This window comes from Marinifilum sp. RC60d5 (assembly GCF_052400665.1).
In the GTDB taxonomy this organism is placed as follows: domain Bacteria; phylum Bacteroidota; class Bacteroidia; order Bacteroidales; family Marinifilaceae; genus JBQTGK01.
In genome coordinates this window covers 607,331-633,801 of the sequence record NZ_JBQTGK010000001.1, presented here as the reverse complement: position 1 = coordinate 633,801, position 26,471 = coordinate 607,331, and the positions used below count along the sequence as shown (strand labels likewise).

20 protein-coding genes are annotated in these 26,471 nt (G+C 34.2%); 1 reads left to right on the top strand and 19 read right to left on the bottom strand.

What is annotated here, in order from left to right:
• Nucleotides 1–25 precede the first annotated feature (25 nt).
• The 18 genes from ACT3CE_RS02650 to ACT3CE_RS02565 form a co-directional block, all read right to left on the bottom strand.
• The gene (locus ACT3CE_RS02650) at nucleotides 26–1,441 is read right to left on the bottom strand and encodes a TlpA family protein disulfide reductase (RefSeq protein WP_444708207.1); all 1,416 of its coding nucleotides are present in this window, start codon (nucleotides 1,439–1,441) and stop codon (nucleotides 26–28) included.
• Between the two features lie 23 nt (nucleotides 1,442–1,464).
• Nucleotides 1,465–2,601, bottom strand: a complete 1,137-nt coding sequence (locus tag ACT3CE_RS02645) for a serine hydrolase domain-containing protein (protein ID WP_444708206.1) — start codon at nucleotides 2,599–2,601, stop codon at nucleotides 1,465–1,467.
• Between the two features lie 2 nt (nucleotides 2,602–2,603).
• Complete coding sequence (gene coaD, locus ACT3CE_RS02640) at nucleotides 2,604–3,083, bottom strand: pantetheine-phosphate adenylyltransferase (RefSeq protein WP_444708205.1); 480 nt, start codon at nucleotides 3,081–3,083, stop codon at nucleotides 2,604–2,606.
• A gap of 109 nt (nucleotides 3,084–3,192) precedes the next feature.
• Entirely contained in the window at nucleotides 3,193–3,993 is an 801-nt protein-coding gene (locus tag ACT3CE_RS02635; protein WP_444708204.1) for an ABC transporter substrate-binding protein, read from the bottom strand.
• Complete coding sequence (locus tag ACT3CE_RS02630; protein WP_444708203.1) at nucleotides 3,993–6,215, bottom strand: amino acid permease; 2,223 nt, start codon at nucleotides 6,213–6,215, stop codon at nucleotides 3,993–3,995. The genes ACT3CE_RS02635 and ACT3CE_RS02630 overlap by 1 nt, the downstream gene beginning before the upstream one ends.
• A gap of 75 nt (nucleotides 6,216–6,290) precedes the next feature.
• Nucleotides 6,291–7,412: a DUF4369 domain-containing protein gene (locus tag ACT3CE_RS02625; protein WP_444708202.1), complete on the bottom strand. Its 1,122-nt coding sequence runs from the start codon at nucleotides 7,410–7,412 to the stop codon at nucleotides 6,291–6,293.
• Between the two features lie 100 nt (nucleotides 7,413–7,512).
• Nucleotides 7,513–8,733, bottom strand: a complete 1,221-nt coding sequence (gene hydF / locus ACT3CE_RS02620; protein WP_444708201.1) for a [FeFe] hydrogenase H-cluster maturation GTPase HydF — start codon at nucleotides 8,731–8,733, stop codon at nucleotides 7,513–7,515.
• Nucleotides 8,734–8,748: 15 nt separating this feature from the next.
• The gene (locus tag ACT3CE_RS02615) at nucleotides 8,749–10,197 is read right to left on the bottom strand and encodes a lyase family protein (protein ID WP_444708200.1); all 1,449 of its coding nucleotides are present in this window, start codon (nucleotides 10,195–10,197) and stop codon (nucleotides 8,749–8,751) included.
• Nucleotides 10,198–11,361: a sigma-54-dependent transcriptional regulator gene (locus tag ACT3CE_RS02610; protein WP_444708199.1), complete on the bottom strand. Its 1,164-nt coding sequence runs from the start codon at nucleotides 11,359–11,361 to the stop codon at nucleotides 10,198–10,200.
• A 5-nt stretch (nucleotides 11,362–11,366) separates the two neighbouring features.
• The gene (locus tag ACT3CE_RS02605) at nucleotides 11,367–12,338 is read right to left on the bottom strand and encodes a Ppx/GppA phosphatase family protein (RefSeq protein ID WP_444708198.1); all 972 of its coding nucleotides are present in this window, start codon (nucleotides 12,336–12,338) and stop codon (nucleotides 11,367–11,369) included.
• Between the two features lie 240 nt (nucleotides 12,339–12,578).
• The gene (locus ACT3CE_RS02600; protein WP_444708197.1) at nucleotides 12,579–13,919 is read right to left on the bottom strand and encodes an ABC transporter permease; all 1,341 of its coding nucleotides are present in this window, start codon (nucleotides 13,917–13,919) and stop codon (nucleotides 12,579–12,581) included.
• Nucleotides 13,920–13,936: 17 nt separating this feature from the next.
• On the bottom strand, nucleotides 13,937–14,860 hold the full coding sequence (locus ACT3CE_RS02595; RefSeq protein WP_444708196.1) for an ABC transporter ATP-binding protein: 924 nt from the start codon (nucleotides 14,858–14,860) through the stop codon (nucleotides 13,937–13,939).
• A 192-nt stretch (nucleotides 14,861–15,052) separates the two neighbouring features.
• The gene (dnaJ, locus tag ACT3CE_RS02590) at nucleotides 15,053–16,210 is read right to left on the bottom strand and encodes a molecular chaperone DnaJ (protein WP_444708195.1); all 1,158 of its coding nucleotides are present in this window, start codon (nucleotides 16,208–16,210) and stop codon (nucleotides 15,053–15,055) included.
• 32 nt (nucleotides 16,211–16,242) lie between these two features.
• On the bottom strand, nucleotides 16,243–16,848 hold the full coding sequence (locus ACT3CE_RS02585; RefSeq protein ID WP_444708194.1) for a nucleotide exchange factor GrpE: 606 nt from the start codon (nucleotides 16,846–16,848) through the stop codon (nucleotides 16,243–16,245).
• A gap of 268 nt (nucleotides 16,849–17,116) precedes the next feature.
• Nucleotides 17,117–17,659, bottom strand: coding sequence for a TlpA family protein disulfide reductase (locus tag ACT3CE_RS02580; RefSeq protein ID WP_444708193.1), 543 nt, complete (start codon nucleotides 17,657–17,659; stop codon nucleotides 17,117–17,119).
• 84 nt (nucleotides 17,660–17,743) lie between these two features.
• Nucleotides 17,744–19,054: a UDP-N-acetylglucosamine 1-carboxyvinyltransferase gene (murA, locus tag ACT3CE_RS02575; protein WP_444708192.1), complete on the bottom strand. Its 1,311-nt coding sequence runs from the start codon at nucleotides 19,052–19,054 to the stop codon at nucleotides 17,744–17,746.
• 118 nt (nucleotides 19,055–19,172) lie between these two features.
• Nucleotides 19,173–19,799, bottom strand: a complete 627-nt coding sequence (locus ACT3CE_RS02570) for a DUF4290 domain-containing protein (RefSeq protein ID WP_444708191.1) — start codon at nucleotides 19,797–19,799, stop codon at nucleotides 19,173–19,175.
• Nucleotides 19,800–20,067: 268 nt separating this feature from the next.
• Nucleotides 20,068–22,380 carry an ATP-dependent helicase gene (locus ACT3CE_RS02565; RefSeq protein WP_444708190.1) on the bottom strand — a complete coding sequence of 771 codons (2,313 nt, stop codon included), beginning with the start codon at nucleotides 22,378–22,380 and terminating at the stop codon, nucleotides 20,068–20,070.
• 170 nt (nucleotides 22,381–22,550) lie between these two features.
• Between ACT3CE_RS02565 and ACT3CE_RS02560 the strand changes: the two genes are divergently transcribed.
• Nucleotides 22,551–23,876: a gliding motility-associated C-terminal domain-containing protein gene (locus tag ACT3CE_RS02560; protein WP_444708189.1), complete on the top strand. Its 1,326-nt coding sequence runs from the start codon at nucleotides 22,551–22,553 to the stop codon at nucleotides 23,874–23,876.
• An 88-nt stretch (nucleotides 23,877–23,964) separates the two neighbouring features.
• On the opposite strand, the gene ACT3CE_RS02555 is transcribed toward ACT3CE_RS02560, so the two are convergent.
• Complete coding sequence (locus ACT3CE_RS02555; protein WP_444708188.1) at nucleotides 23,965–26,121, bottom strand: elongation factor G; 2,157 nt, start codon at nucleotides 26,119–26,121, stop codon at nucleotides 23,965–23,967.
• Nucleotides 26,122–26,471: the final 350 nt, after the last annotated feature.

Genomic DNA, 26,471 nt, shown 5'->3' with positions numbered 1-26,471 from the left:
ATGTTGTATTAAGCAAAAATCACCCTTATTTATTGTGGTGATTTTTGTTTGTTTTTCTTGTAGCATCTCTCACAATTTTAATAAATTCCATGCGTATATTTTCTTTAGGACCAGCAGCAGGAGCTTTTACAATATTTCCTTTGGGGTCGATAAGAGCATAACTTGGAAATGCTTTTACCTTGTACTCATGAATTAATCGGTGTTCTTCGCCAATGGGAATAATGGGCCAGGAGTAGTTATTCTTTTTGAGAAATTCTTTCACACTTGCTTCGTTCCAATCGCAAGCAATACTCAGGAAATTAACGTATTTACCAAATTGCTGTTTTAATTTTTCAATTTCCTTAAAATCCTGAATACAAGAATAGCTTTGAGTATTACAAAAATTCAGATATAAATAGTTGCCTTTGTAATTGGCTAAGGAATGATTTTTGATAGAAAAATTGGGTGCAGGATAATTTTTTTGCAGGTGCGTAATTTTAGCAATGTAATTAATGCATACTTTTTTGTTGTAAGGATGAGTTGTTGATTTAAGGATATCTTTAAAAATTGAAAGTGTTTTTTCTTTTCCTATAAATTTTCGGGTGTAGGAATCGAAAATAGAGCTGGCAATAATTATATTTCTTAACTGCAAATTTTTATATGCAGGATATTTTTGCATTAATAATGAAATTTGATTGTAAGTATCGTCCGATTTAAATGCTTTGCTTAATTCTATCGATTCTTTTTGTTTAAAATATCCGTTAAAGAAATTCCCATATTGTTTTTTATATAAGCTTAAAAACGCTGGGTTATTGGTTTGAAAATTTTGGTTCAGGAAATATTTATTTTCAATTTTTGTAAACGAATTGGGACTGGCTAAAAACTCTAAAAATCCTAAACGATATTTTAAGTATTCGTTAAAATAAATATTTTTAATGGGGTGGTATTGATTCTTTAATTGATTCGAAAATTCAATTCCTAAAGAGAGTTCTTTTTTTCGGTAAATCTTGTGAAAGTTTTGGTTTATAAATGCATCCAGATTATCATCTAGTGTGCGAATTAAAATATTCAAATCGTCTTTACCGGCATTGGCAACACCTAACATTAATTCTTCGGCTTCGAAAAAAGGGTTTAGTTTTTGAGCTGGTGTTAGTTCCTGTTTGGGGGGTAATTTAATTTCATATTTTTTACCAGGTTCCAGGAAAATAAAGCCTTTATAAACTCCTAAAGGGATAAAAAATAATTGCGTTTGTTCTATTTTAAAATTAGCAGAAAAACTTCCATCTGAATTTATATCGAATTCATAAACTGTTTGTTCCTGATAGGTAAAAACTTCAGAGTGAAACTTTACTTTTAAATGATTTCCTGCATAGGCAGGAGCTTTACCACTTATGCTAACATTTTGAGCCATAGATTGAATCGGGAAGCTCAAAACAACCAGTAAAAACATTAATGTTCTCATAAGAATGGGATCTTGGTATTTTTTTATTTTAAAATCTTTAAAGCAATATCGATATATTTTTCAATATCCATTGTAATTGCACCTTTATGCTGTTTGTCTTTTAATTTTCCAAAGCGTACTACAACCGCATTTTTCTCTGCAATGCTATATATATATTGTCCTCTGTGACCTCGCATATAAGGAATATTCATTCCTTTATAGGGTAAAATCCAATACTGATATCCGTAAAAATTAAGAGGAGCAGTTTTTTCTTCGTTTAGCAGATAATCTGCCGCACTTGTGGCTTCAGTAATATAATCTTGTGAAACCAATTGCTTACCATTCCACTGACCTTTATTTAAAATTAGCTGACCAAATCGTGCTGCATCTCTTGCATTTGTATTAAAGCAGCAAAAAGATTTCTCATCGCCATCTTTTTTGTCTACACTCCAAAGGGCAGGTTCAACGGCATTCATTGGTTTCCATAGTTTTTTTTCGGCATATTTTGCTATGGTTTCGCCAGTAGCTTTCTCAACGATAAAGGCAAGTAATTGAGTGTTTCCACTTTGATATCTGAATCGAACTCCCGGTTTTTCAATTACCTGCTGGCGGGTACTTACCTCTCTAAGGTGTTTTCCATAATAAGCTTGAGTTGTAATAGATGTAGGGCTGCTGTAGGTCTCATTCCAATCGAGACCTGAACTCATTGTTAAAAGTTCTTTTATGGTAATTTTTCCACTTTCTTTTCCCGAAAATTCAGGTAGGTAATTTCCAATTTCCTCGTCAACCGATTTTATTTTGCCCTCGTCAATGGCAATGCCAATTAAAAGGCTAACAATACTTTTGGTTGCCGAGAAAATATTTGAATGGGAATCATTTGCGTAATTGTCCCAATATTCTTCGTGAATTAGTTTTCCGTTTTGTATTATTAAATAAGCAACAGTTTCGTGCGATTCCAGATATTCTCTGTCTTCCTGATCTAATTTTTGCTTGTTATAAGAATCGGCTTCAGGCCAGTCGATACCATTTTCAACTAAAACTTCTTTATTTTCGAAAATTTTATAGTCGTCAATATTTGCATACCAATATATTAGACTTGTACGCAGATAATTGGGTGCAATGATCATCCAGGCGGCAGCTAAAATTCCTATAACTAAAACAATTTTGCTTATTCGTGACATGTTTAAAAATTTAGTTTATATGCATCTGGGTCAGCTACTTTAGGTAAAAATTGAGAAGCATCTCCTTCGTGGCGTATAATATCCCTAACTATGGTTGATGTAATCATCGTATGTTCAGGAGTTGTTAAAAGAAATACAGATTCAATTTCGTAAGCCATTTTCTTGTTGGTTTGTGCTATGGCTCTTTCATACTCAAAGTCGGCAGCAGTTCTTAGTCCGCGTAAAATAAAACCGGCGTTTTTTTCCTGACAGTAGCTTACCGTTAATCCTGCAAAAGTTTCCACTTCAATTTTAGGATTGTTGTTAAAAGCTTCTTTTATCCATTGAATTCTTTTTTCGATTGGGAAAAACTGTTTCTTTTCAGAATTATATCCAATGGCAATAATAATTTTATCGAATAAAGGTAAAGCCCGGCTAACAATCGATTCGTGTCCAATGGTAAATGGATCAAATGATCCCGGGAAAATAGCAATGCGTTCCATTTAAAAGTATTTAGGTACGGGGCAAAAATAGGAAGAAATATCGGATTGGCTAGAATTTTAGCTTAGATCCATCCTTCATTTTAATTCTTACTTTTGTATAACAATTTTGTTATTTGCGAAATTGAGAAATTATTTTGGTAAAATAGCTACTTGCTTTTAGTAAGTGCGATTCGTACCAGGCGAACATTTCTCCATCTACTAATTCGATTTTTGCATTCGGCACAATTTGTTGTAGTTGTTCTTTATGTATTGATTCAAAGGGGAATGGTTCCGACGAAAGAAGTATTAATTCAGGATTTATAGTTTGAATATCTTCTTCGCTAATCCTTGGATATCTTTTTTCAGAATCTTTAATTACGTTTTCAAACCCACAAACATCGAGCATAGAATTAATGAATGTATTTTTGCTAACGCTTATGTATGGATCTTTCCAAATAAGGTACAGGCTTTTTATTTTCTTGTTCCTTTTCGGGATTTTTGTAAAATTAGCTTTTATAGAATGTGCAATTTCGAAGGCTTTCGGACTTGTATTTGTTATTTTACCTGTATTAATAATGTTGTTTAAAGCATTATCAAGATTTCTAATTTTAGATACATATACAGGGTATTTATCCATTAAGGATTCAATTTGAGCCTTATCGTTTTCTTCTTCATTTGCTAAAATTAAATCAGGATTTAGCATCCGAATCTTATCTAAATACAGATTTTTTGGCCCCCCAATATTTGGTAATTTCTTTATCTTTTCCTGCGGATACCTACAAAAGCGTGTACGCGAAATTACATTGTTTTCTAAGCCTAAATCGAATAGGAATTCGGTGGTTGAAGGAACTGTAGAAATAATTCTTTTTGGAGGAAAAGGAATACTAATTTCTCTCCCTAAATCGTCTCTTATTTTTATAAAATCGCTCATTATTTTATGTTGATTTCTTTGTATGAACTTACGAATAGAATATTCCCCATATCTTCGAAACCTGTAAATAGATCAACTCCTTCCTGGTCAATATCTTCGTGGTTAAATCCAAGAATACTTAAATCGGCATCCATAGAGTTTTGCATAATTACCTGTTTTTTATTGGCGTAATTTGCATTAATCAGTTCAATATTACTTGGCGATATTGGTAATCTACCCGATTTAATAAGCCCCAACAATTTGTTCTTCTGGGTATCGAGCTGATCTTCAGGGTAAATGGCAAATATTTTAATGGTTCCTTTTTTCCAATCGGGATGTCCCTGGATAATGTAGGCCAAAAGAATCATTAGATTCGCATTTTCGAGATCATTAGCTCCAATCCAAACATGAATTTCTTTTTGATAGCCAAATCCTTTGTACGAAGTATTTAAAATACATACATCGAAATGTGTAGATTCTAGTAGGTTATAATTGTCGATTACATAGTTTAATCTGTCGGGTTCTGTTCGTGAGAATTCAAATAAAATGGAGTTGTAACCGTGTCCGGATATTCCGGATAACTGCATTACCTGAGCAATTGCTGAGGTCATCGACGGGCTAATAATTGTATCGAGGTACACGCGGTTTTTACTTCCCGATGCCAGATTGATAAGTCTGTTCATCACCTTTTTCGATTCGTCGTTGGTATCCTCATTTAAGAATCCTTCCAGAAAATGAATGTATGTACCAAATCCATATTTATAGGATATCCAGCGCAACAGATCGAATGCGGAACGGCGCTTAAAAGAATCTTGCGAAATACAAATTGCAAATGGTCTCCAGCTTAATTCCCTGTCTCCTTTTTCGGCTCGTTGGGCAAATATTTGCAGATGTCTGCTTAGTTGGAAAACCACTCCTCTAAAAAGTTTTGCTAAGCCACGATGTTCTTTACTGGTTACGTTTATGCCATAGTATATTCCGCCCATTATTAATAATGACAAGATGGCATAACTCATATTCATCTGAAACATGATCCAGAAAGAAAGGAGAGCTCCCATTAAAGAAAAATACCATTTGGAACGGAAAGTAGGTCGGTACGATGGGTCGGCTGCAAAATGTTCCAGGAAGGAAATCATACAAATAGCACCATAGGTAACCATAAAAAACATGGAGATAATTTGAGCTACAAAATCAACATCACCAATAAATACAAATACAAAAGCTATAATAATAGAAATTGCTGATGCGTTAATAGGTTCGTTATTTTTTTTACTTTCTGATTTTAACCACTTGTTTAAGCCTTTCTGTGGGAAAATATCGTCTAAACCGATGGCTTGCAAGGTACGTGGAGCAACCATTATTGAGCCTAAGGCCGATGATAGAGATGCGGCAGCCAAACCAATTGGAATAATCGGTCCCCAAATGGCAATTCTACTCATAATAAGTTGATCACCAACTAGATCTTCTGGGCTTGCTGAAATGGTAAATTTATAAGCTGCCCATATATAAACTACAAGTCCACCAATGGTTGCCCAAATGGTTCCTCTGGGAATCGATCTTCTCGGATCTTTCAGGTCACCAGAGAGGCCCAGGCCTGCAGCTAATCCTGTAAATGCTGGAAATACAATTGTGAATACATAAAAGAAACTCTTAGGATTTTCGACAGTTGCATCTAATACAATTTCGCTGGGTGCTTCGGCAGGGCTTCCTATAAAAAACATTACCAAAGAAACTCCAAGAGTTGCTACCACCACATATAAAGCTTTCATTCCTACATTGGCTCCTCTATAAAGAAAAAGAACCGACAAAATGGTCATAGTGGGAATACTAATTGCTCTTTTGTCGTATATCAACCATCCGTAATTATCTGCCAGCCATTGTATAAGTGGATCGAATGCTTCGGCAAAGGCAATTACATAAAATGCTACCGATATGGCTTGCGATAAGTAGAGTGTGATTCCAATTGCAGCTCCAATATTTAATCCGAACGATCGGGAAATGATGTAATACGCACCGCCACCTAGTACTTTTTGGTTGGTAGCAATTTCGGCTACTGCCATTGCTGTAGGTATGGTTATCAAATGTCCTAAAATAATGATACCAATTACACCAATAAAACCTACGTTTCCTACTGCCCAACCAAATCGAAGGAACAAAATAGCTCCTAGAATAGTTGAAATAGCAGTCATAAAAACTGGCATGGTGCCAAAATTAGCTTTGGTTTTCAGTAAATTATCAGGCATAGAGAAGTACGTTTATTGCTTTAATCAAAGTTATAAATATAGTTAAACTGAGTATATAATTAAATAGGCTAAGTTTTAAAGATATTTAGAAAGTTGAGAATGGAGTTTTTCTGAGTTTAATTTAGTTTGATTGAAAAGGATTTTGCCATGTTTATCAAGAAGGAAAATTTGCAGATTTCTATCCAGATATTTTACAAATTCAACACTTTTATCGAGGCTCTCGATTTCAATGCAGTTTAATTCTGTTCTGGCTTCAGGCGACCAGTGTTCTCCTTTATTGGTGCCTGGAATTCGTATCATATTATACGATGAATTTCTAATGATGCTTACAACATTGAGTTGTGGATATTTTGTAGTTAACTCTTGAATCGATTGGTAATATTTTTCGTTTTGCTCGGGAAACCAAGCGCGCCAAATATAGAGAAGCACATATTCACCTTTAAGTTGATTTAAGTCGAACTGTTTTCCGGTAAGAGTTTTTTCTTTGATATCAGGAAACTGTCCGTGGTTTTTAAGACGGTCGATAATTGCTACTCTTTTTTTTAGGTTTTTAACGTACATGCCATTAGGATTGGCAAGGGTTAAGGTTTTTAGTTGTTTTTTAATGTATTGCAGATTTTTTTTTGCTGCAAAATATTCCTGATAAATAAGATAAGGAATTACTGGCGACGATGCATATTTGTAGTAATAATCATCTTTAAAGTGGTTTAATCGACCATATTCTGCCATAAAATGAGCTTTCTGTACAGAATCGGATTGTACTTCTGGGATTTCAAGATTATCGGCAATTTTAAGTTTTTCTTTATTATTTTTGCCAAGCTGCAATTGAAAATCTTCGTATCGGTCTTGCGCGGGAGATCCTTTTAATTTTCCAATTAAAAAGCCATGTTTCATTTTGTCCTTATGAACAAAAAGGTTCATTCTCGACGGCGATATAAATATTTTACCCCTTCTCCCTCTTGATATTCGAAGTTCGGCAGCAAAAGCCTGAGAACATTTTCCCGTAAACTTAAACTCGCCATTATTTGTTTGTATTGAGTCAATTAATTCGAGGTTTTCGCCACTATCTTTGTATAAATAAATGGTTTTCTCCTGCAATCCTCCTATCATTCCTTGCAATACAAATTCTTTTTCCTGTGCTAAAGAAAGAAATATGGTGTGGAAGCTAATAAATAATAAAAACAATATTTTTTTCATTGTCTTTGTGATTTTGTGTGTGCATTTAAAAAACTAAAGGTAATAATTATCAATTGTAATCATAAACCTAAAGTAAAGTCCAATTTCGGAATCAAATTTTTTACAGATAGTCTAATGATGAGTCCTCGGATTTAGAAAACGGGGCTACAGCTCTGTTGTATATTCCTTGCACATAGGATATTGCCATTCCGTAATTGGTGACAGGAATACCAGCATCAATAGCTGCTTGTAGTCTGTTTTTTAATTGCTTGGGAGTAATCATGCAACCACCACATTGAATCAATAGTGCATAATCAGTTATTTGGCCAGGAATTTCGTCTAAGCCGGCAATTACAACAAATTCCAGTTGCTTACCTGTATAATTTGAGATCCATCGCGGTATTTTAACTCTTCCAATATCATCGCAAGAGGTATGATGTGAGCAGCTTTCGAGAATTAGTACTTTGTCTCTATCTTTTAATTCTGATATCTTTGGTGTTCCTTGCAGATATGCACTAAAATTACCCTTAAAATGTGCGAGCATAATACTAAAACTGGTTAGTGCAATATCCGAAGGGATAGAGGCAGCAGCTTTTAGAAAAACCTGACTATCGGTAACAACCAATTTGGGTTTTATACCTGTTTTGCTGAGAAAAGCATCTACTTCTCGTTCTTTTAGAACAATGGAAACGGCATCGTTATCTAAAATATCGCGAATTGCCTGTACTTGGGGTAATATTAGTCGCCCTTCGGGAGCTTCAATATCTATTGGAGTAATTAACAGAACAATATCACCATAAGAAATTAAATCGCCTAAAAGCGATGGGTTTGTGAATGCCGATTCGGGAATAGTATTTTTTATACTTTTTATTATGTCTTCGGTATTTCTACTGATTTGTGAAAAGGGAAGAATATCTTTGCAGCCTTCTACATTGAGTAATTTGCGGGTATTTGTATTTATTTGTTCAAGATCTTCTTTATTGTGAACTGCAATAAAGGGTACATCTTGTTTTTTAAATTTTTTAATGAGTGATAGTTCAAATTCTCCGAATTTATTATGGGTAATTACTAAAATTGCAAGATCGATAATTTTTATTGTCTGATTGGTTTTTAGAATTCTTTTTTCACCAAGTATTCCGGTATCATCAATACCAGCTGTATCGATTAAAATTACGGGACCAAAACCAGTAATTTCAAAGGATTTTTTTACCGGATCGGTTGTTGTTCCGGCAACATCCGAAACAATTGCAATTTCCTGATCAGCTAAAAAGTTGATCAGAGTACTTTTACCATTATTTCTTCTTCCAAAAATTCCAATATGTGGTCGGCGTTCTCTTCCCATTAAATAGATAGTTAATTACTCATTGTTAATTGTGTCGCTTATTATGAAACCCATTTTTAAAAGTTCTTTGGGCTGAATGAGCTTATGTAATATTTTAGAATTTATTATTTTTAAATTAGTGTTGGCTTCAACAACAGTAATTTTATGATTCTTCATTTCGTTGGCTAATTTTGCCGCCTGATGATATCCAATATAGGGAGATAAAGCGGTTGCTACCGATGGGTTTTTCAATACATTCTCAAAACGATGATTTGTTTTGATTTGTAAATCGGCGAATAAATTTTTAGCCAAAGTATCGTTGGCAGCAATTAGTAGTTTTATGCTATCGATTAACGCATGTCCGATAGATGGGAGATAAGCATTTAATTCCAAACAACCTTGTCCTGCCAGGTTGCTAATCATCATATCGTTGGAGTAAACTTTGTGGGCCGAGCTTATAATGAACTCGGGAATTACAGGATTTATTTTGCCAGGCATAATTGAACTACCTACTTGTTTTTGTGGTAAATGTACTTCTTTGTTATGAAAGATATCCGAAGCTAAAAGTCGCAAATCGGAAGCCATTTTTTCGAGGTTTACAGCATGTGCTTTTAATATGGCATGAACTTCCACGAAAGCATCCTGATTAGCTGTTGCATCTGATAAATTTTCCGATCGGGTAATGGGAAGCCCTGTTAGTTTCTGCAAATTGGGAACAACTTCTATAATAAAAAAACGGGGTATAGATAAGCCTGTGCCAATTGCTCCACCTCCCAGATTTACCTCTTTTATTCGTTCGAAGCATTTCGAAATTCTCCACCAATCGCGAGAAAGTGCATTGTTATATGTGCTAAATAGTTTATCGTAAGAGGAGGGAACAGCAGCTTGCATTTGTGTATATCCCTGTCGCAGTATATTTCGATTTTCCTTTTCGGTTTTTTCGACCTGCGTTCTTAATTTATTGATGGAGTTTTCCAGATTTTGTAATAATCTTATGGCTGCAACTTTAAGTGCAGTTGGAATTACATCGTTGGTAGACTGAAAAATATTAGCATGTTCGAAAGGATCAATTTTATCGTAATCACCACAATTTTCGCCTTTAATATGAAGAGCTCTGTTAGCGATAATCTCGTTTACATTCATGTTAATACTAGTGCCGGCACCACCTTGAATTGCAGGGACTATAAAATTTTCAAAATGCTTGCCTTGGTTTATTTCTGAGGCTACATTTTTAAGAATTTCAATCAGATTTTTATCGATTAATTGAAAAGGAAAATCCTGATTAGGGTATTTTTTAGATATTCCTTGCAGAAAATCTAAATATGTAGCGTAGCAGGCTTGCTTTACAATTCCTACCGCCATAAACCATTCTTTGTGAAATGGAGTATTGTCTGGAAAATTCTCTTTTGCACGAAGCGAATGGATTCCCCAAAGTGCATTTTTTGGAATTTCTCTTTGTCCTATAAAATCTGATTCGGTTCTCATTTAATCTGCTGATTTAGTATAGGATCTTACATCATCAGCACTAATACTTTCCTGTCCCAGAATAATAAGCCTTTCTATAATATTTCTAAATTCTCTAATGTTTCCTGTGTAGTTGATTTTCTTTAATTCTTTAAGAGCATCTTCCTTTATTTTTTTTACAGGCAAGCCCATTTCCCCGCATATCATATCTACAAAATGATTTGCCAGTAAGGGAACATCTTCAATGCGTTCGTTTAGAGATGGCACTGTTATTAAAATTACGCTTAGGCGATGATATAAATCTTCTCTGAAATTATTGTTTTCGATTTCGGTAGCTAAATTTTTGTTGGTTGCGGCTATTACCCTAACATTAACTTTAATCTCCTTATCGCCACCAACACGCGTTATTCTATTTTCTTGTAAGGCACGTAAAACTTTGGCTTGTGCCGATAGGCTCATATCTCCAATTTCGTCGAGAAAGAGTGTTCCTCCATCGGCCAGTTCAAATTTTCCTTTGCGTTGTTTATGAGCCGAAGTAAAAGCTCCTTTTTCGTGACCAAATAATTCACTTTCTATTAATTCGGAAGGAATGGCGGCACAGTTTACCTCTATAAACGGACTTTTGCAGCGATTGCTTTGTTCATGAATACGATGAGCTACTAATTCTTTTCCAGTACCATTGGAGCCGGTAATAAGAACACGTGCATCGGTAGGAGCAACCTTGTCGATCATTTCGTTTACCTTATTAATGGCATCCGATTCGCCGATCATCTCATATTTTTTATTCACTTTTCGTTTTAAAACCTTGGTTTCGGTAATCAATTTCGATTTGTCCATTGCATTTTTAATGGTAATCAATATCCGATTCAGATCTAAAGGTTTCTCAATAAAATCGAAGGCTCCTTTTTTTATCGATTCCACTGCAGTATCAATGTTTCCATGTCCTGATATCATGATAATGGGTGTGTCGATAGCAAGCTCCTGAACTTGTTCAAGAACCTCGATTCCATCCATTTTAGGCATTTTAATATCACATAAAATCACGTCAAATTCATCATTTTTGGCTATTTCAAGACCTTCAATTCCATTTTCGGCTAAACTAATCTCATAATTTTCGTAGCTAAGAATGTCTTTTAATGTATTGCGAATACTTTTTTCGTCGTCGATGATAAGAATTTTTGACATGTTTGTTATTTTACTTGGGTAGAACTTACTTCTGCCGAGTTAATATTTTGTTCTATAAAGTCGTATAATGCACCTTCTTTTAGGGAATACGATGATTGGTACAATTTACTAAATCCAGTTTCTTTTACCAGATAATTAATAAAAATACTTGCAATAACCATAAGTTCAACTCGAACGGGATCCATTCCCTTAATAACTTGTCGCTCCTCGAGAGTTGAGTTGATAAATTTTTGATGTAATCTGAAAAAATCTTTCAGTTTTATCTCAAATTGTGTTTCGGGTAATCCATTTAAATGTTGTCCTTCGGCAAGTAGTATTTGCTTAAAAGTATCGAAAGAACCCGACGAGCCAATTAAGGTCTTTACCGAATGTAATTCTATGGCTTCGATTAAATCTGTGAGTTGTTCTTTTAGGTAAGTTTCAATAGTTTTTATTTCTCCTTTTTGAATTGGGTCCGAAGGATTAAATTTTTCCAGCAGACGAGTCATTCCGAGTGGGTAGCTTTTTTTCCAGAATATCTTTTTTTCGTTGGCAATAATTATTTCATTGCTTCCACCACCAATATCAAGAATAGCAATTGATTCATGATTTAAATCAATGGCATTTTTAGTTCCTGTATAAATCAATTCGGCTTCTCTGTCTCCCGAAATAATTTCGATAGTAACCTTATATTTATTTTGAAGCATATTTACAAAATCGGCTCCATTTTCGGCCGTCCTAATGGCTGAAGTAGCAAAGGCAATGCTCTTATCTACATCATGTGCTTTTGATATCTTATCGATACTATCGAAAGCATTTTTTGCTCTGTCAATGGCTTCTTCTGTTATTCTATTACTATTGATTCCGCCTTTCCCAATTTTAGTAGGATATTTAGATCGATGCAGGATTTTTGGTTTTTCTGTTCCACCATATTCTGCTACCAATAAATTAAATGTATTGGTTCCTAAATCAATTACAGAAATCCGTTTTATTTGCATTTTTATTTCTTAAGTGATAGTTTGAATTATGATTCTTGCATTAAAAAAAGTACGCAATAATCTATTCATAACCGAAGATAGTAAAAACTTTGTTTTTGATTCATTTCTTTCATCAAAGTATTGAATTTACTCGCTGTTTATGTACGATTAAGGTTCTACCAAAAATTATGCCTTTTTTATATAATATAACAAATGCCTCAATTATTTTGAGGCATTTGTTTAAATATAACTTGCTGAATTTTAATTATGATATCGAAGCCATTTCCATATTTCTTTGTAGGAAACTTTTTTTCCGTACATTAAAATACCTGTACGATATATTTTTGCCGCTACCCAGGTGATAAATAGGAAAGTTCCTATTAATAAGGTCATTGATAGTAGTAATTCCCATATTGGTACCCCAAAAGGTATTCTTACCAGCATTACAATAGGTGAGGTAAATGGTATAATTGATCCCCAAAAGGCTAAACTGCTTTCAGGATTTTTTGCTACTGCAAAGCCAATGTATAAAGCCAAAATTAACGGTATTGTAATTGGCATCATAAATTGTTGAGTTTCTGTTTCGTTATCAACAGCACTACCAACGGCTGCAAATAAGGCAGAGTATAATAAATATCCGCCTAGGAAAAAGAATACAAAGGCACCTAAAATACTTGCTACGTAAGCTAAGTCGAAGGTTCCGAAAATTTCTTGTGCCATTTTAAATTGTTCCACATTCATGTTTGCAGCTCCTTCGGGTAGTTCGGTAATCGATTGGGCTTGCTGAAGAGTATCTACATCGATACCAGGCAATATAACAGCTGTTCCAATGGTAATAATTACACCCGATAATATAACCCACATAATAAACTGTGTTAATCCAACCATTGCAACACCAACAATTTTACCCATCATTAGCTGAAATGGTTTTACCGACGAAATTATAACCTCTACAATACGATTGCTTTTTTCTTCGATTACTCCACGCATTACCTGCACACCGTAAAGGAAAATAAACATGTAAATAATAAAGCTCGCTACAAAGCCAATTCCCATTGCAATTTCGGTAGAGCTTTGTTTCACCTCTCCGCCTTCTCCAAACTTAATGGTTTTCATTGAAATAGGGGTTTTTGTGGCTGCTAGTTTCTGCTCTAAATCGGGCATGTTGGCTTCTGCAATAATTTTAGATCGTTTTATTTTTTCGATGTGCTGCCTGATTTGAGAACCTACTTCCGATTTAACTTCAATGGTAACTTGTTTGTAGGAAAAAAGTTCTGCAGTCTGTTTTTCTAAAATGTCATTTGGAATTACAAGAATGGCATAATAGCCTTTGTCTTCCATTTGACTTTTTACATCTTCAAAATTGGCATTCTCAAGATAATTAAAGCTTGTGTATTCGGTGCTTTTTACGGGCTCGCTTAGTTGCGATTCGTTAATAACAGCAATGGTTCTTTGTTCGGTATCATCTTTTAGCATCATCCATATCATAAAAGCGTATATTCCAGCAATTAATAATGGAGTAAGAAAAGTTAATATCAAGAATGATTTCTTTTTTACACGAGAAAGATATTCTCTTTGTATAATGATAAAAATTTTATTCATTGGTATAGATCTATAGGTTAGATTGTTTTGTTTTCGTTAACGACTCTAATAAAAATATCGTTCATACTAGGAATTATTTCGCTGAATGAAATGATATTTAAATAAGGTAAGAGTTGTGCAAGTAGCTCGTTGGAAGTAGAACCATTGTTTAATTTTATTTTTAAACTATTTGATTCAATGCCTTTTATCTGATCTACAATTTCGAAATCTGATTTTAATACTTGATTCAGTTTATCGAATTCACCTGTGTAAGTTATTTCGTAGGTGTTGGTTCTGTAATTTTTCTTGATTTGTTCTACCGGTCCATCTAAAATCTTTTCCGATTTGTTGATTAATGCTATATGATCGCATATTTCTTCAACAGAACCCATATTATGAGTAGAGAAAATTATGGTAGCACCTTTATCGCGAAGTTCGAGAATTTCTTTTTTCAGAAGATTGGTGTTAATAGGATCAAATCCACTAAAGGGTTCGTCGAATATTAATAATTCTGGTTCATGCAGAATGGTAACAATAAATTGAATTTTTTGTTGCATCCCTTTCGAGAGTTCTTCTACTTTTTTATCCCACCATTGAAGAATATCGAATTTTTCGAACCAGGTTTTTAATTTTGTAGTTGCTTCTTTTTGGCTCATACCTTTTAGTTGTGCCAAATATAAAGCTTGCTCTCCAACTTTCATTTTCTTATACAAACCTCTTTCCTCGGGAAGGTATCCAATGCGTTTTACATCTTCAGGTTTTAGGGGTTCACCATTAAAAAATACTTGTCCTGAATCGGGACCTGTAATCTGATTAATAATGCGAATAAGTGTTGTTTTTCCGGCTCCATTTGGTCCTAAAAGGCCGAAAATACTGCCTTTAGGAACAGCAATGCTTACTTTATTAAGAGCTTTGTGTTCTGCATATTGCTTAACAACGTCTTTTGCTTCGAAAAATATCATGTAAAATTATTTAGGTTTTATGCATCTCATACTTAAATCGAAATCTAATGTACGGAATTTTAATAATCTCAACGTACAAAATCGACATAATAAAGAATATACAGGTTTTTATTTTGTTTTTTATGGATGTATAAGTTTTACAAAAAAAATCCCCAACCAATGGTTGAGGATAATTATATTTTAGAATTACTTTTACTCAAAAAAGTTTTTCACCTTTTTAAAAAAGCTTTTTTCGTGATTTGTTGGTTTGGGTGTAAATGAATCAGAGGCTTGAAGTTTCTCAAGAATTTTCTTTTCATCTTTTGAAACGTTGCTTGGTATCCAAACGTTAATTTTAACAAGTAAATCACCTTTGCCGTATCCGTTTACATCAGGTAAACCTTTGCCACGTAAACGTAAAATTTTACCAGGCTGAGTTCCTGCGTCTATCTTAACTTTTACTTTATTATCGATAGTTGGAATTTCAACAGCTGTTCCTAAAATAGAATCAGGAATGCTAATGAAAAGGTTATATAGTAAGTCGTTTTCATCTCGCACTAAATCTGGGTGTTCTTCTTCCTGAATTAAGATAAGAAGATCGCCATTTACACCACCACGGCGAGCGGCATTACCTCTTCCGCTAACCGATAGCTGCATTCCTTCGGCAACACCAGCAGGTATATTAATGGTAATTATTTCTTCGTCGCGAACAATTCCTTCGCCTGCACAGCTAGTACATTTATTGGTAATAATTTTACCTTCACCATTACACGAAGGACAAGTTGATGCAGTTTGCATTTGACCCAGAATTGTATTCTGAATTCTTGTTACCTGACCCGATCCGTTACAGGTTGTACATGTTGAGAAAGAGGAACCATCTTTTGCTCCAGAGCCATTACACGATTTACACTCGATGTATTTTTTGACTTTGATTTTCTTTTCTACTCCTTCGGCAATTTCTTTTAAAGTTAGTTTTACCTTTACTCTAAGGTTACTGCCTCGGTTAACTCTTCGTGAGCTACGACCGCCTCCGCCGCCAAAACCGCCGCCGAAGAATGAACTTCCTCCACCAAAAATATCTCCAAAGTGTGAGAAAATATCTTCCATATTCATTCCGCCACCGCCGAAACCACCTCCGGAAGCTCCGCTCATTCCTGCATGACCAAATTGGTCGTATCGCTGACGTTTTTCAGGATTGCTTAACACTTCATAAGCTTCAGCAGCTTCCTTAAAGTTTTCTTCGGCTTGTTTGTCATCCGGGTTTTTATCTGGATGAAATTGTATTGCCTTTTTGCGATATGCTTTCTTTAATTCGGCTTCTGAGGCTGATTTTGAAACCCCAAGTACCTCGTAATAATCTCTTTTAGACATTTTTTTTCAGCTTAGATTTAGGAATCAGATATTTATTCTCCCACAACAACTTTTGAGAAACGAATTACTTTCTCGTTTAGAGTGTATCCTTTTTCAACACAATCAACAACTTTTCCTTTCAAATCTTCTGAAGGGGCTGGTATTTTTGTGATTGCTTCATGGATATCTGTATCAAATTCCTGGTTTACAGCTTCAATTTCTTTTACGCCATTCTGGCTAATAAAATCTTTAAAGTTACTGTATATCAATTTAACTCCTTCTTTAAGAGCTTCGATATCTTTGGCATCATCCATTGATTGAAGGGCACGTTCAAAGTTATCCATAACAGGAAGTACATTAACAAGAATTTTTTCACCTGCCGACTTGGTAAGCTCCATTTTCTCTTTTAATGTTCTTTTTCTATAGTTGTCAAATTCAGCAGATAAACGCATGTATTTGTCATTAATATCCTGAAGTTTTTGTCCTAATTCTTCCAGTTCATCTGCTTTTTTTTCTTTGGCAGATTTTTTCTTTTCCTTCTTTTTTTCTGCTTTAGGCTCCTCTTTAAGCTCTTGTTCTTCTACAGTTTGTTCTACAGTAGTTTCCAAATCCTTCTCTTCCAATTTATCTTTTTTTGATTTGCTTTTATCTTTCGTCATTTTTCAATGATTTTTTTTGTTCTAAATTTTATTTGCTCTCTTGATCAAATAACCTGCCAATTTACTCCTTTGCGACAAATTGACACAAAGATAGAATTTGAAACTGTAAGTTTTTCATATTTTGTCATTTCATGCGAATATTCTTCTTTAGGTATAAATGTTTTGTTGAATAAATTATATGTAATAATGTATCTTATATCGTTATGCATAAAAAAACCGATTACTGGAAAATTCAGTAATCGGTTTAAGTATTTTTAATAATTAGAATTTATTTTTTTAGATAATGTTGTAATACTAATTCTAATTTTTCCCCTCTAAGATTTTTCGCCAGAATAATTCCATTTCCATCAATAAGAAAATTTGCAGGAATAGAATTTATTCCAAATTTATTAGACGTAGGAGAATGCCATCCTTTTAATTCACTAACATGGTATTCCCAATTTAATTTATCTTTTGAAATTGCTGCTTTCCAACTGGCCAGTTTTTTATCTAGAGAAAAACTATAGATGGTAAAACCATTTCCATTTTTAAATTTTAAGTTTTTAAACTGCTTATATGCAGATACTATTCTTGGGTTTTCGGCTCTACAAGGCGGACACCACGAAGCCCAAAAATCGACCAAAACAACTTTTCCTTTTAATGAGCTAAGTTTTATTTCTTTTCCACTTGTCGATTTGGCTATGATGTCAGGTAATTTATCTCCAACATTAAATCCTTCTTTTGCAGATTCACCTTTTGTGAGCGCTGCATTTGATGTAAAGGCAGAAAAAGAGAATGCAAATAATATAAGTAAGACCTTTAATTTCTTCATAACACTATAATTTTTAATGATTACTTTCTAATTTTTACAATTTAAAAGTAAAAATATCTACTTGTTTGAGGTGTTAATGAATAGTTAATTAACAATTCTTTTGATATTTGCACCAATTGCATTTAGTCTTAAGTCGATATTTTCATATCCACGGTCTATCTGATCAATATTATGAATTGTACTTTTTCCATCGGCCGATAATGCAGCTATTAATAAGGCAACTCCTGCTCGAATATCTGGTGAAACCATAGTCGTTGGTCTAAGTTGCTGTTCCTGGTTTAATCCAATAACAGTTGCACGATGAGGATCGCAAAGAATAATTTGTGCACCCATATCTATTAGTTTATCTGTAAAGAATAAACGACTTTCGAACATTTTTTGATGAATTAATACACTTCCTTTTGCCTGAGTTGCAACAACTAGAAAAACACTTAATAAATCGGGTGTAAGTCCTGGCCAGGGTGCATCGGCAATGGTTAGAATAGAGCCATCAATAAAGGTCTCAATTTCGTAATTTTCTTGCTTAGGGATAAAAATATCATCTCCCTTTAATTCCATTTTAATTCCAAGACGTTTAAATGCATTAGGAATCATGCCCAATTCATTGTAAGCAACATCTTTTATGGTTATTTCCGATTTGGTCATAACTGCCAAGCCTATAAAACTACCAATCTCTATCATGTCGGGGAGTATTCTATGCTCGCAAGCATGTAAGCTTTTAACACCCTCTATGTTTAAAAGGTTAGAGCCTACACCAGAGATTTTTGCACCCATCGAAATTAGCATTTTACACAATTGCTGAATATAGGGTTCGCATGCAGCGTTGTATATTGTTGTAATGCCTTTTGCCAAAACGGCTGCCATTATAATATTTGCTGTTCCTGTAACCGATGCTTCATCGAGTAACATATAAGTCCCGGTTAGTTCTTTAGCTTCTACTCGGTAAAAGTTTTCTCCAGGATTGAAATTGAACTTGGCACCTAGTTTTTGGAAACCAATAAAGTGGGTATCTAGTCTTCGTCTGCCAATTTTATCTCCGCCCGGACGAGGAATATAGCCTTTCCCAAATCGAGCCAATAAAGGTCCAATAATCATAATCGAACCTCGTAATGAAGATCCTTTTTTTGCAAATTCCGGAGAGTTTAAATATTCAAGATCTATATTTTCTGCTTTGAATGAGTATGTATTTTTAGATTCCTGCGATACACTTACTCCAAGGTCAGATAGCAATTCGATTAGTTTGTTAACATCGAGAATGTTAGGAATATTATGAATCGTAACCTTTTCGTTTGTTAATAGGGTAGCGCAAAGAATTTGAAGGGCTTCATTTTTTGCTCCTTGCGGAGTTAATTCTCCTTTTAGAGATTTTCCTCCTGTTATTTCAAATGTGCTCATTTGTTTATTAATTTGGTGTGAATGATAAGTTAAAGATAATTATAAAAATCATTCAGATGGGTTCAAACTAATGGTATTGCAAATAAAAAAAAGCCGGAAAAAATCCGGCTTGCTATGTTTATCTCTTTTTTTGAAATTTTCTGTTATCGTTTCGATGATCCCGCGGGTTTTTCCTTTTCATATTTTTTTTGGAAAAATCTTTATCTCTGCTTTCCCGGAGTTTCATTTCTTCAGGAATTTGAAGCTTTCCATCTGAAAGGTGAATAAGATCCTGAAAAATTTTATCGTCTGGTACACTATCTTTATTCCAGTTGATAAAAGATTTTTTCATGTGATTAGCGATCATCTGAATTAAAGCTTCCTTTTCTTTCGGTTCTTCTAATTCAATTGCTTTTTCGATTAAAGCTTCTATTGTTCTACCGTAATGTTTGTATTTAATTCGCTGATTATTATACGGTATTTTATCTGGTCTTTCGGCCAGTTTTTCTTTAGTTGGTGCTTCGTAAGGAGAATCGATATCCATACTGAAATTAGACATGATTGCTAAATGATCCCACAGTTTATGTCTAAAATCGCTAACATCTCTTAAATGTGGATACATGTTACCCATTACAGCAATTATACTTTTTGCCACACGGTTTCTTTCATCTTTGTCTTCAACAGTCATTGCAAAGTCAACCATTTTCTGAACGTTTCGTCCATATTCAGGAAGAACAAGATGTTTCCTGTTTGAATTATAATCCATTTAATCCGTTGTATTAATTCTCGGTAATATAATTTTATTCCAACTGGTACTTTATACCGAATTATGGCAAAAGAACACATTTATAACAAAAAAAAATTGAAGTCAGTTTTTCAATTATTCGGTGTGACTAAGAGCTTGTCGGTTAAATTACTATTGAAGAATAATGAAATTTTTATGTACCTAATATGGTAATCGACAAGCCCAGAAAGTCTTGGAACTCATTGCAAATGTATATTTTTTCTTGTACTCCTACAAATTGTGATGGAAATTATCCTATAATTTTAAGTTTTGCGAACTTTAAAAGGAGATGTTTTTGTCCTACAGTTTTAAAAAATACGCTTGCTTTAATATTTGGTTTACTGCCTTCTATTTGTAATACTTTACCCTTTCCGAACCGCTGATGTTCAACAACCATCCCAGCCTGTATTAACTCGGGATTCGAAGGGCTAAAGTTCGGATCATTATTTTCACTTACTTTAGTACGAACTAATGGTTTTGTAAGTTTTGGTTTTGATGAGAAATTTCTTTTTTGCTGAAATCTAGTTGGCTCACTAGGGATCTCATATTCTGTATGACTTTGGTTCTGATTTGCTGTATTTCCGCTAAATTCGGGTGCTTCATCGTAGCCAAACTCCAAATATCTTTCATCTATTTCGCGAATAAAACGACTCGGACGAGGATAGCTCATGTTTCCCCATTTGTATCTAGATCTTGCAAAAGACAAAGTTGCTCTTTTTTCTGCTCGTGTTAGGGCAACATAAAATAATCTTCTCTCTTCTTCTAACTCCTGCGAAGTACCACTTGCCATTTGTGATGGAAACAATTCTTCCTCTAAGCCAACAATAAAAAGATAAGGGAATTCTAATCCTTTTGCGGAGTGAATTGTCATTAATGTAATTTTCTCGCGGTCTTCATCTTTTTCGTTGTCCTGATCTGTTAGTAGGGCTACATCTTCAAGAAAATTTGGCAAGTGTAATTCTTTACCTTCTTCCAGTGCATTTTGTGTAAATTCCTGAATACCATTTAAAAGTTCCTGAATATTTTCATGTCGGGAAACTCCTTCTGGTGATCTGTCATTATAAAGTTCTTTTATAATTCCTGTTGATTTAGCAATATCACTGGCCATATCAAAAGCACTCTCGGTTTCTAATTTACTTTGAAAACCGGCAATTAAATTGGCAAACTTTGTAATTTTAGAGATTGTTCCGGCATTTAAACCATAAGGCCGCTGGTGTAATCCACATATAATATTCCATATACTGCAGGCATTCTGAGCCGCTGCATCCTGTAATTTGTTTATTGTTGTTGCTCCAATTCCTCGTTTTGGATAATTAATTACTCTTTTTATTGCCTCTTCGTCGTTAGGGTTTACGGCCATTCGACAGTAAGCTAATAAATCTTTAATCTCCTTACGTTGATAAAAGGACAAGCCTCCATATATTTTATAGGGCAAATTAAGCTTTCTCAGTGATTCTTCAAAAATTCTCGATTGTGCATTTGTTCTGTATAGAATAGCAAAGTCCTGATAGGAACAATGTTCCCGCATTCGGGTTTCGAATATATCATTCGAAATTAAATATCCTTCTTCATGATCGGTTAAGGCTTTAACAACCTTTATTTTATCTCCTATATCATTTTCCGAAAAAGAAACTTTCTTTATTTGGCCTTTATTTTTATGAATAATACTGTTAGCTGCATTTACAATTGTTTGTGTAGATCTGTAATTTTGTTCAAGTTTGTACAATTTGTAATCAGGGTAATCGTTTCTGAAGTTCAGGATATTTTCAATTTTTGCACCTCGAAAAGAATAGATACTTTGAGCATCATCACCAACTACACAAACATTTTTATGATTTTCTGCCAATTTTTTTACAATTAAATATTGTGAATAATTGGTATCCTGATACTCATCAACAAGCACATATTTAAACTTGTCTTGATATTTGGCTAGAATTTCCGGTTTGGTTTTGAATAGTATGTTTGTTTGGAGTAGTAGATCATCAAAATCCATCGCATTTGCTTGTCGGCATCTATGGCTATATCTTTTATATATCTCATGAATTAAAGGACGGCGAGACTGCATATCTGCTTTTTGTGCTTTGTCATTTTGTGCATAAGCATTTGCGGTAACCAAATTATTTTTTGCTGAGGAAATTCGGTTTTGAACCTCGTTGGCTTTGTAGACTTTATCGTCGAGCTGCATCTCTTTTATGATAGCCCGAAATAAATTCCGAGAATCCTGTGTGTCGTAAATTGTAAAATTAGAATCGAAACCAAGGTGCTCTGCTTCGTACCTTAAAATTTTAGAAAAAATAGAGTGAAATGTTCCCATCCATAGGCTTTGTGCTTGTTGCGGTCCTACTATGCTACTAATTCTATCCTTCATTTCTTTAGCAGCCTTATTGGTGAAAGTAAGGGCTAGTATCGAGTATGGTTTGATACCCTTATTTAATAAGTGAGCAATTCTATAAGTAAGAACCCTTGTTTTTCCTGAGCCTGCACCTGCAATAACAAGTGATGCTCCCGTAATGTTTTCTACGGCTTCTCTTTGAACCGGGTTTAACTCATCTAAATATTCCATTCTCTTAAATTGATTTATCGGTAATTTTCGAAGCTCAAAAATAACACTTGTAGCTTAATTCTGCCTTGTTTTTTTAAATTAAGCGGTAAGATAATTCATTATTATGGAAAAAACGGCTTAAATTTTTTTAATATTGTAAATTAAGATGTATCAAAAATCAGTCGTAAATAATGATGAAATTCAAGTTTGATTTATTGCAAATTGTAAAAATATTCCGATCTATTCTTTTATTATCGGTAGTGTTAATTTCTAATTCGGTGTTTTCTCAGATTACATCTTTAAATGCCGATTATTCAACTTTATCTGAATATACCAGTTCACCTCAGGATTCAATTTATGTGTTCTGTGATAAAATTGGAACTGGAGTTGGCGAATTAAGAGCCGACTCCCCTGATGGAACATCTGGCTGGACTTTTACGTGGACTAAATGGGATGAGACAGCAACAGACTTTACAACTATTATAATCACTGAAAATGGCATGTCTTCTATTATCACTAATCTTTCAGACGGACTTTATAAAGTTCTAATCTCCAAAAGCGGAGAGACAGATGTTGAGGATCAGGCTTGGGTTTTGAATAATTCAAATTCGAATCCCATATTAAATCTGGATCTATTGGATTGTGTTGGGGTGCATTTTAAATCAACCTTTACAAAGAAGAATCTGCAATATTTCGATATTCCATCAACTAGTTTATTAAATGTTTCTGTAGATGATCGTATTATTTTTACTCTTTCTAGAAATGGTGCGATAGTACAGTCTACTCCTATAAGTAATTACGATGGTTCTGATAAGAGTTTTATTGATACGGAGGCTTATGAGGGAGATGACACATATTTAATGTTGGTTTCAGATCAATATGCTTGTGAGTTTACTTCAGATGTTGTAAGTACGCCTACTTATGCTGTAAAAGCTGATTTTGCAGTAAATCCGGAAACGGGAGAGGCACCTCTTGATGTGGAATTTACAAATGCTACAGTGAACGCTACTGATTATGAGTGGTTCTTGTATCAAGATTATGATAGGATTGATGAGGGTGCTTTAATTACTGAAGATAGTTTGTTATTAAATGATATTCTTATTGATGAAAATATAGATCCATACACGTATCAGCATCCAGGAAACTATTTTGTTAAGTTAATTGTTAAATCCGATAAAGGTCCTGATGTTTGTGTTGATGAGATGATTTTAACTACTCCCATTGTTGTTGATACTTCTTTAGTTCAGGTGCCGAATGTATTCACGCCAAATGGCGATGGCAAAAATGATGTTTGGAGAGCGAAGTCGCAATCTTTAAAAAGTTTTCATGCTATTGTTTTTAATCGTTGGGGTAGGGTTGTTTATGAATGGAAAAATCCTGATGAAGGTTGGAATGGAAAAGTAAATGGAAAATGGGCTACTCCAGGTACTTATTTTTATGTTATCACTGCTGTTGGCAGGGAGGAGCAAACAAAAAAATACACCAAAAAAGGATCGTTTATGCTCATAAGAAAATAAAGATCTAAGAATAGATCTCTTTACTGTTTTTTGTAATAAATAAAACCGTCTCAAGATAAATGAGACGGTTTTATTTTTACTGTCGTATTTAAACTTCTGCAGTTTCTTCTTCGTAAGCTGCCAATAGTTCTTTTTGAACATCAGCAGGAACTTTTTCATATTCTGCGAACTTCATTGTGAATTGTGCTCTACCGCCTGTTAAAGAGCTTAGAGAAGTAGAATATTTATTCATTTCTTTTAAAGGTGCTTTGGCGATAATTTTTTGAAATCCCTTTTCTGCTTCCATTCCCATAATTAGGGCTCTGCGTGTTTGAAGATCACTCATTACATCACCCATTCTATCTTCAGGAACTAATACTTCAATATCATAAATAGGTTCGAGAATTTTAGGACCAGCATTTTTAAAGGCAGCACTAAAGGCATGGCGTCCAGCTAGCTTAAATGATATTTCATTGGAGTCTACTGCGTGCATTTTTCCATCGTAAACCACAACTCTAATATCTCTTGCGTACGAGCCTGTTAGTGGTCCTTCATCCATTTTTTCCATAATTCCTTTAAGAATTGCAGGGAGAAATCGTGTATCAATGGCTCCGCCTACAATACAGTTGCAGAAAACTAATTTGCCACCCCAGCTAAGTTCATGCTCCTCTTTTCCTCTGAGGTTAACTTTAAGATCTTTACCATTTATATTATACATCACAGGATCAGGCATTCCTTCCTCAAATGGCTCAATAATCATGTGTACTTCACCAAATTGTCCCGATCCACCAGATTGTTTTTTGTGTCGATAATCTGCTTGTGCTAGCTTAGTAATAGTTTCGCGATAAGGAATTTTCGGAGTAAGGAATTCTATTTCCATTTTGTCATTATGAAGCAATCTCCATTTAAGTGTATTTAAATGAAATTCACCTTGACCATGAAGAATAATTTGTTTTAGCTCTTTTGAATATTCAATTAAAATTGTTGGATCTTCTTCATGAATCCTATGAAGTAATTCACCTAATCTTTCGTCATCGCCATCTTCTTTTGCTTTAACAGCAGTTCTGTATTTTGGTTCAGGAAATTCAATTTCTTTATATGTAAAATCGCAATCTTTACAATTTAATGTGTGGTTGTTTTTTGTATTTTTAAGTTTTACTGTAGCACCTATATCTCCTGCAACAAGTTCAGGTACTCTTTCTCTGTTTCGACCTGCTACCAAATATAGTTGAGATAGCCTTTCTTTGGTGTCATTATTAACATTTGTTAAGTCATCTCCTTCTTTTACGCTTCCTGAGATAACTTTAAAATAACTTACCTCCCCAATATGTGGTTCCATTGATGTTTTAAAAACAAATAATGAGGTAGGGGCTTTGGGGTCGCATTTAGCTTCTCGGCCACTTATGGTTGGGATTGCTGGCATTTCAGTAACGAAAGGTACGATGTTACCAATAAATTCCATTAATCTGCGAACACCCATATCTTTTTTAGCAGCAATACAAAATACAGGAAATAGATCTCCGGCAATCATTCCTTTTTTTATTCCTTCCCGCATTTCTTCTTCTGTCAAAGTTCCTTTGTCAAAATAGAGTTCCATTAAGGCTTCTTCATTCTCTGCTGCAGATTCGACAAGTTCATTGTGATAATTATCTGCTTTTGCTTTTTCGGTATCAGGAATATCTAAAATTTCAGGTTCACCTCCATCTGGTCCCCACTGATACATTTTCATTTTTAGTACATCAACAACAGCATTAAAATTTACGCCAACGTTTACGGGATATTGTACAATTGTAACCTTATTTCCAAAATTTGTCTTCGCAGATTCTATTGATTGTTCAAAATTTGCTTTATCGTGATCTAGTTGATTTATGACAAAAATAAGAGGAGTGTTTAAAGCAGCTGCCCTTCTTCCAATTATTTCGGTCCCCACTTCTACACCTTGTTGGGCATTAATAAGCATTAGGCCAGTGTCTGTTACATTTAGGGCTGAAATAACACCGCCCGAGAAATCATCTGCCCCAGGCGTATCAATAAAGTTAATTTTTTTTCCAAGCCATTCTGTATATAAAACTGTTGAAAAGACAGAATTTTCATATTCATGTTCTACAGGGTTATAATCAGAAACGGTGTTATTATCTTCAACATTTCCACGTCTTGTAATAACACCGCCTTCAAACAACATACACTCGGCTAGGGTAGTTTTACCCGAGCCGGCATTGCCAATGAGGGCGATGTTCTTAATTTCATTTGATTGATACACTTTCATAATGATATTTTTTTGGGTTTATTACTCTTGAAAATAAAAACTGAGATTTTATTGAATCTAGTTTAGATTGGTTTTAAGGCTTTCCAATTTAATTAACTTTTTAATAAGATACAATACACATTAGAGTTAATAAGCTAAAAAAGAATTGTTAAGTTTTGAAAATGCTCGTTTTTTTAACTTTATCATTAAATTTTCCCACGAGAATAAACGGTTTCGGAATTTTTTTTAGAATAGTTATTTTTTTGGTTGATAATAACTTGTCTTTTCTAAAGGCTTTTCATACCTTTGTGCGCTGATTTCAAGGGGTTTTTACAAAATACAACAGTTCTGCTATTGTTTTTAGTAAATAA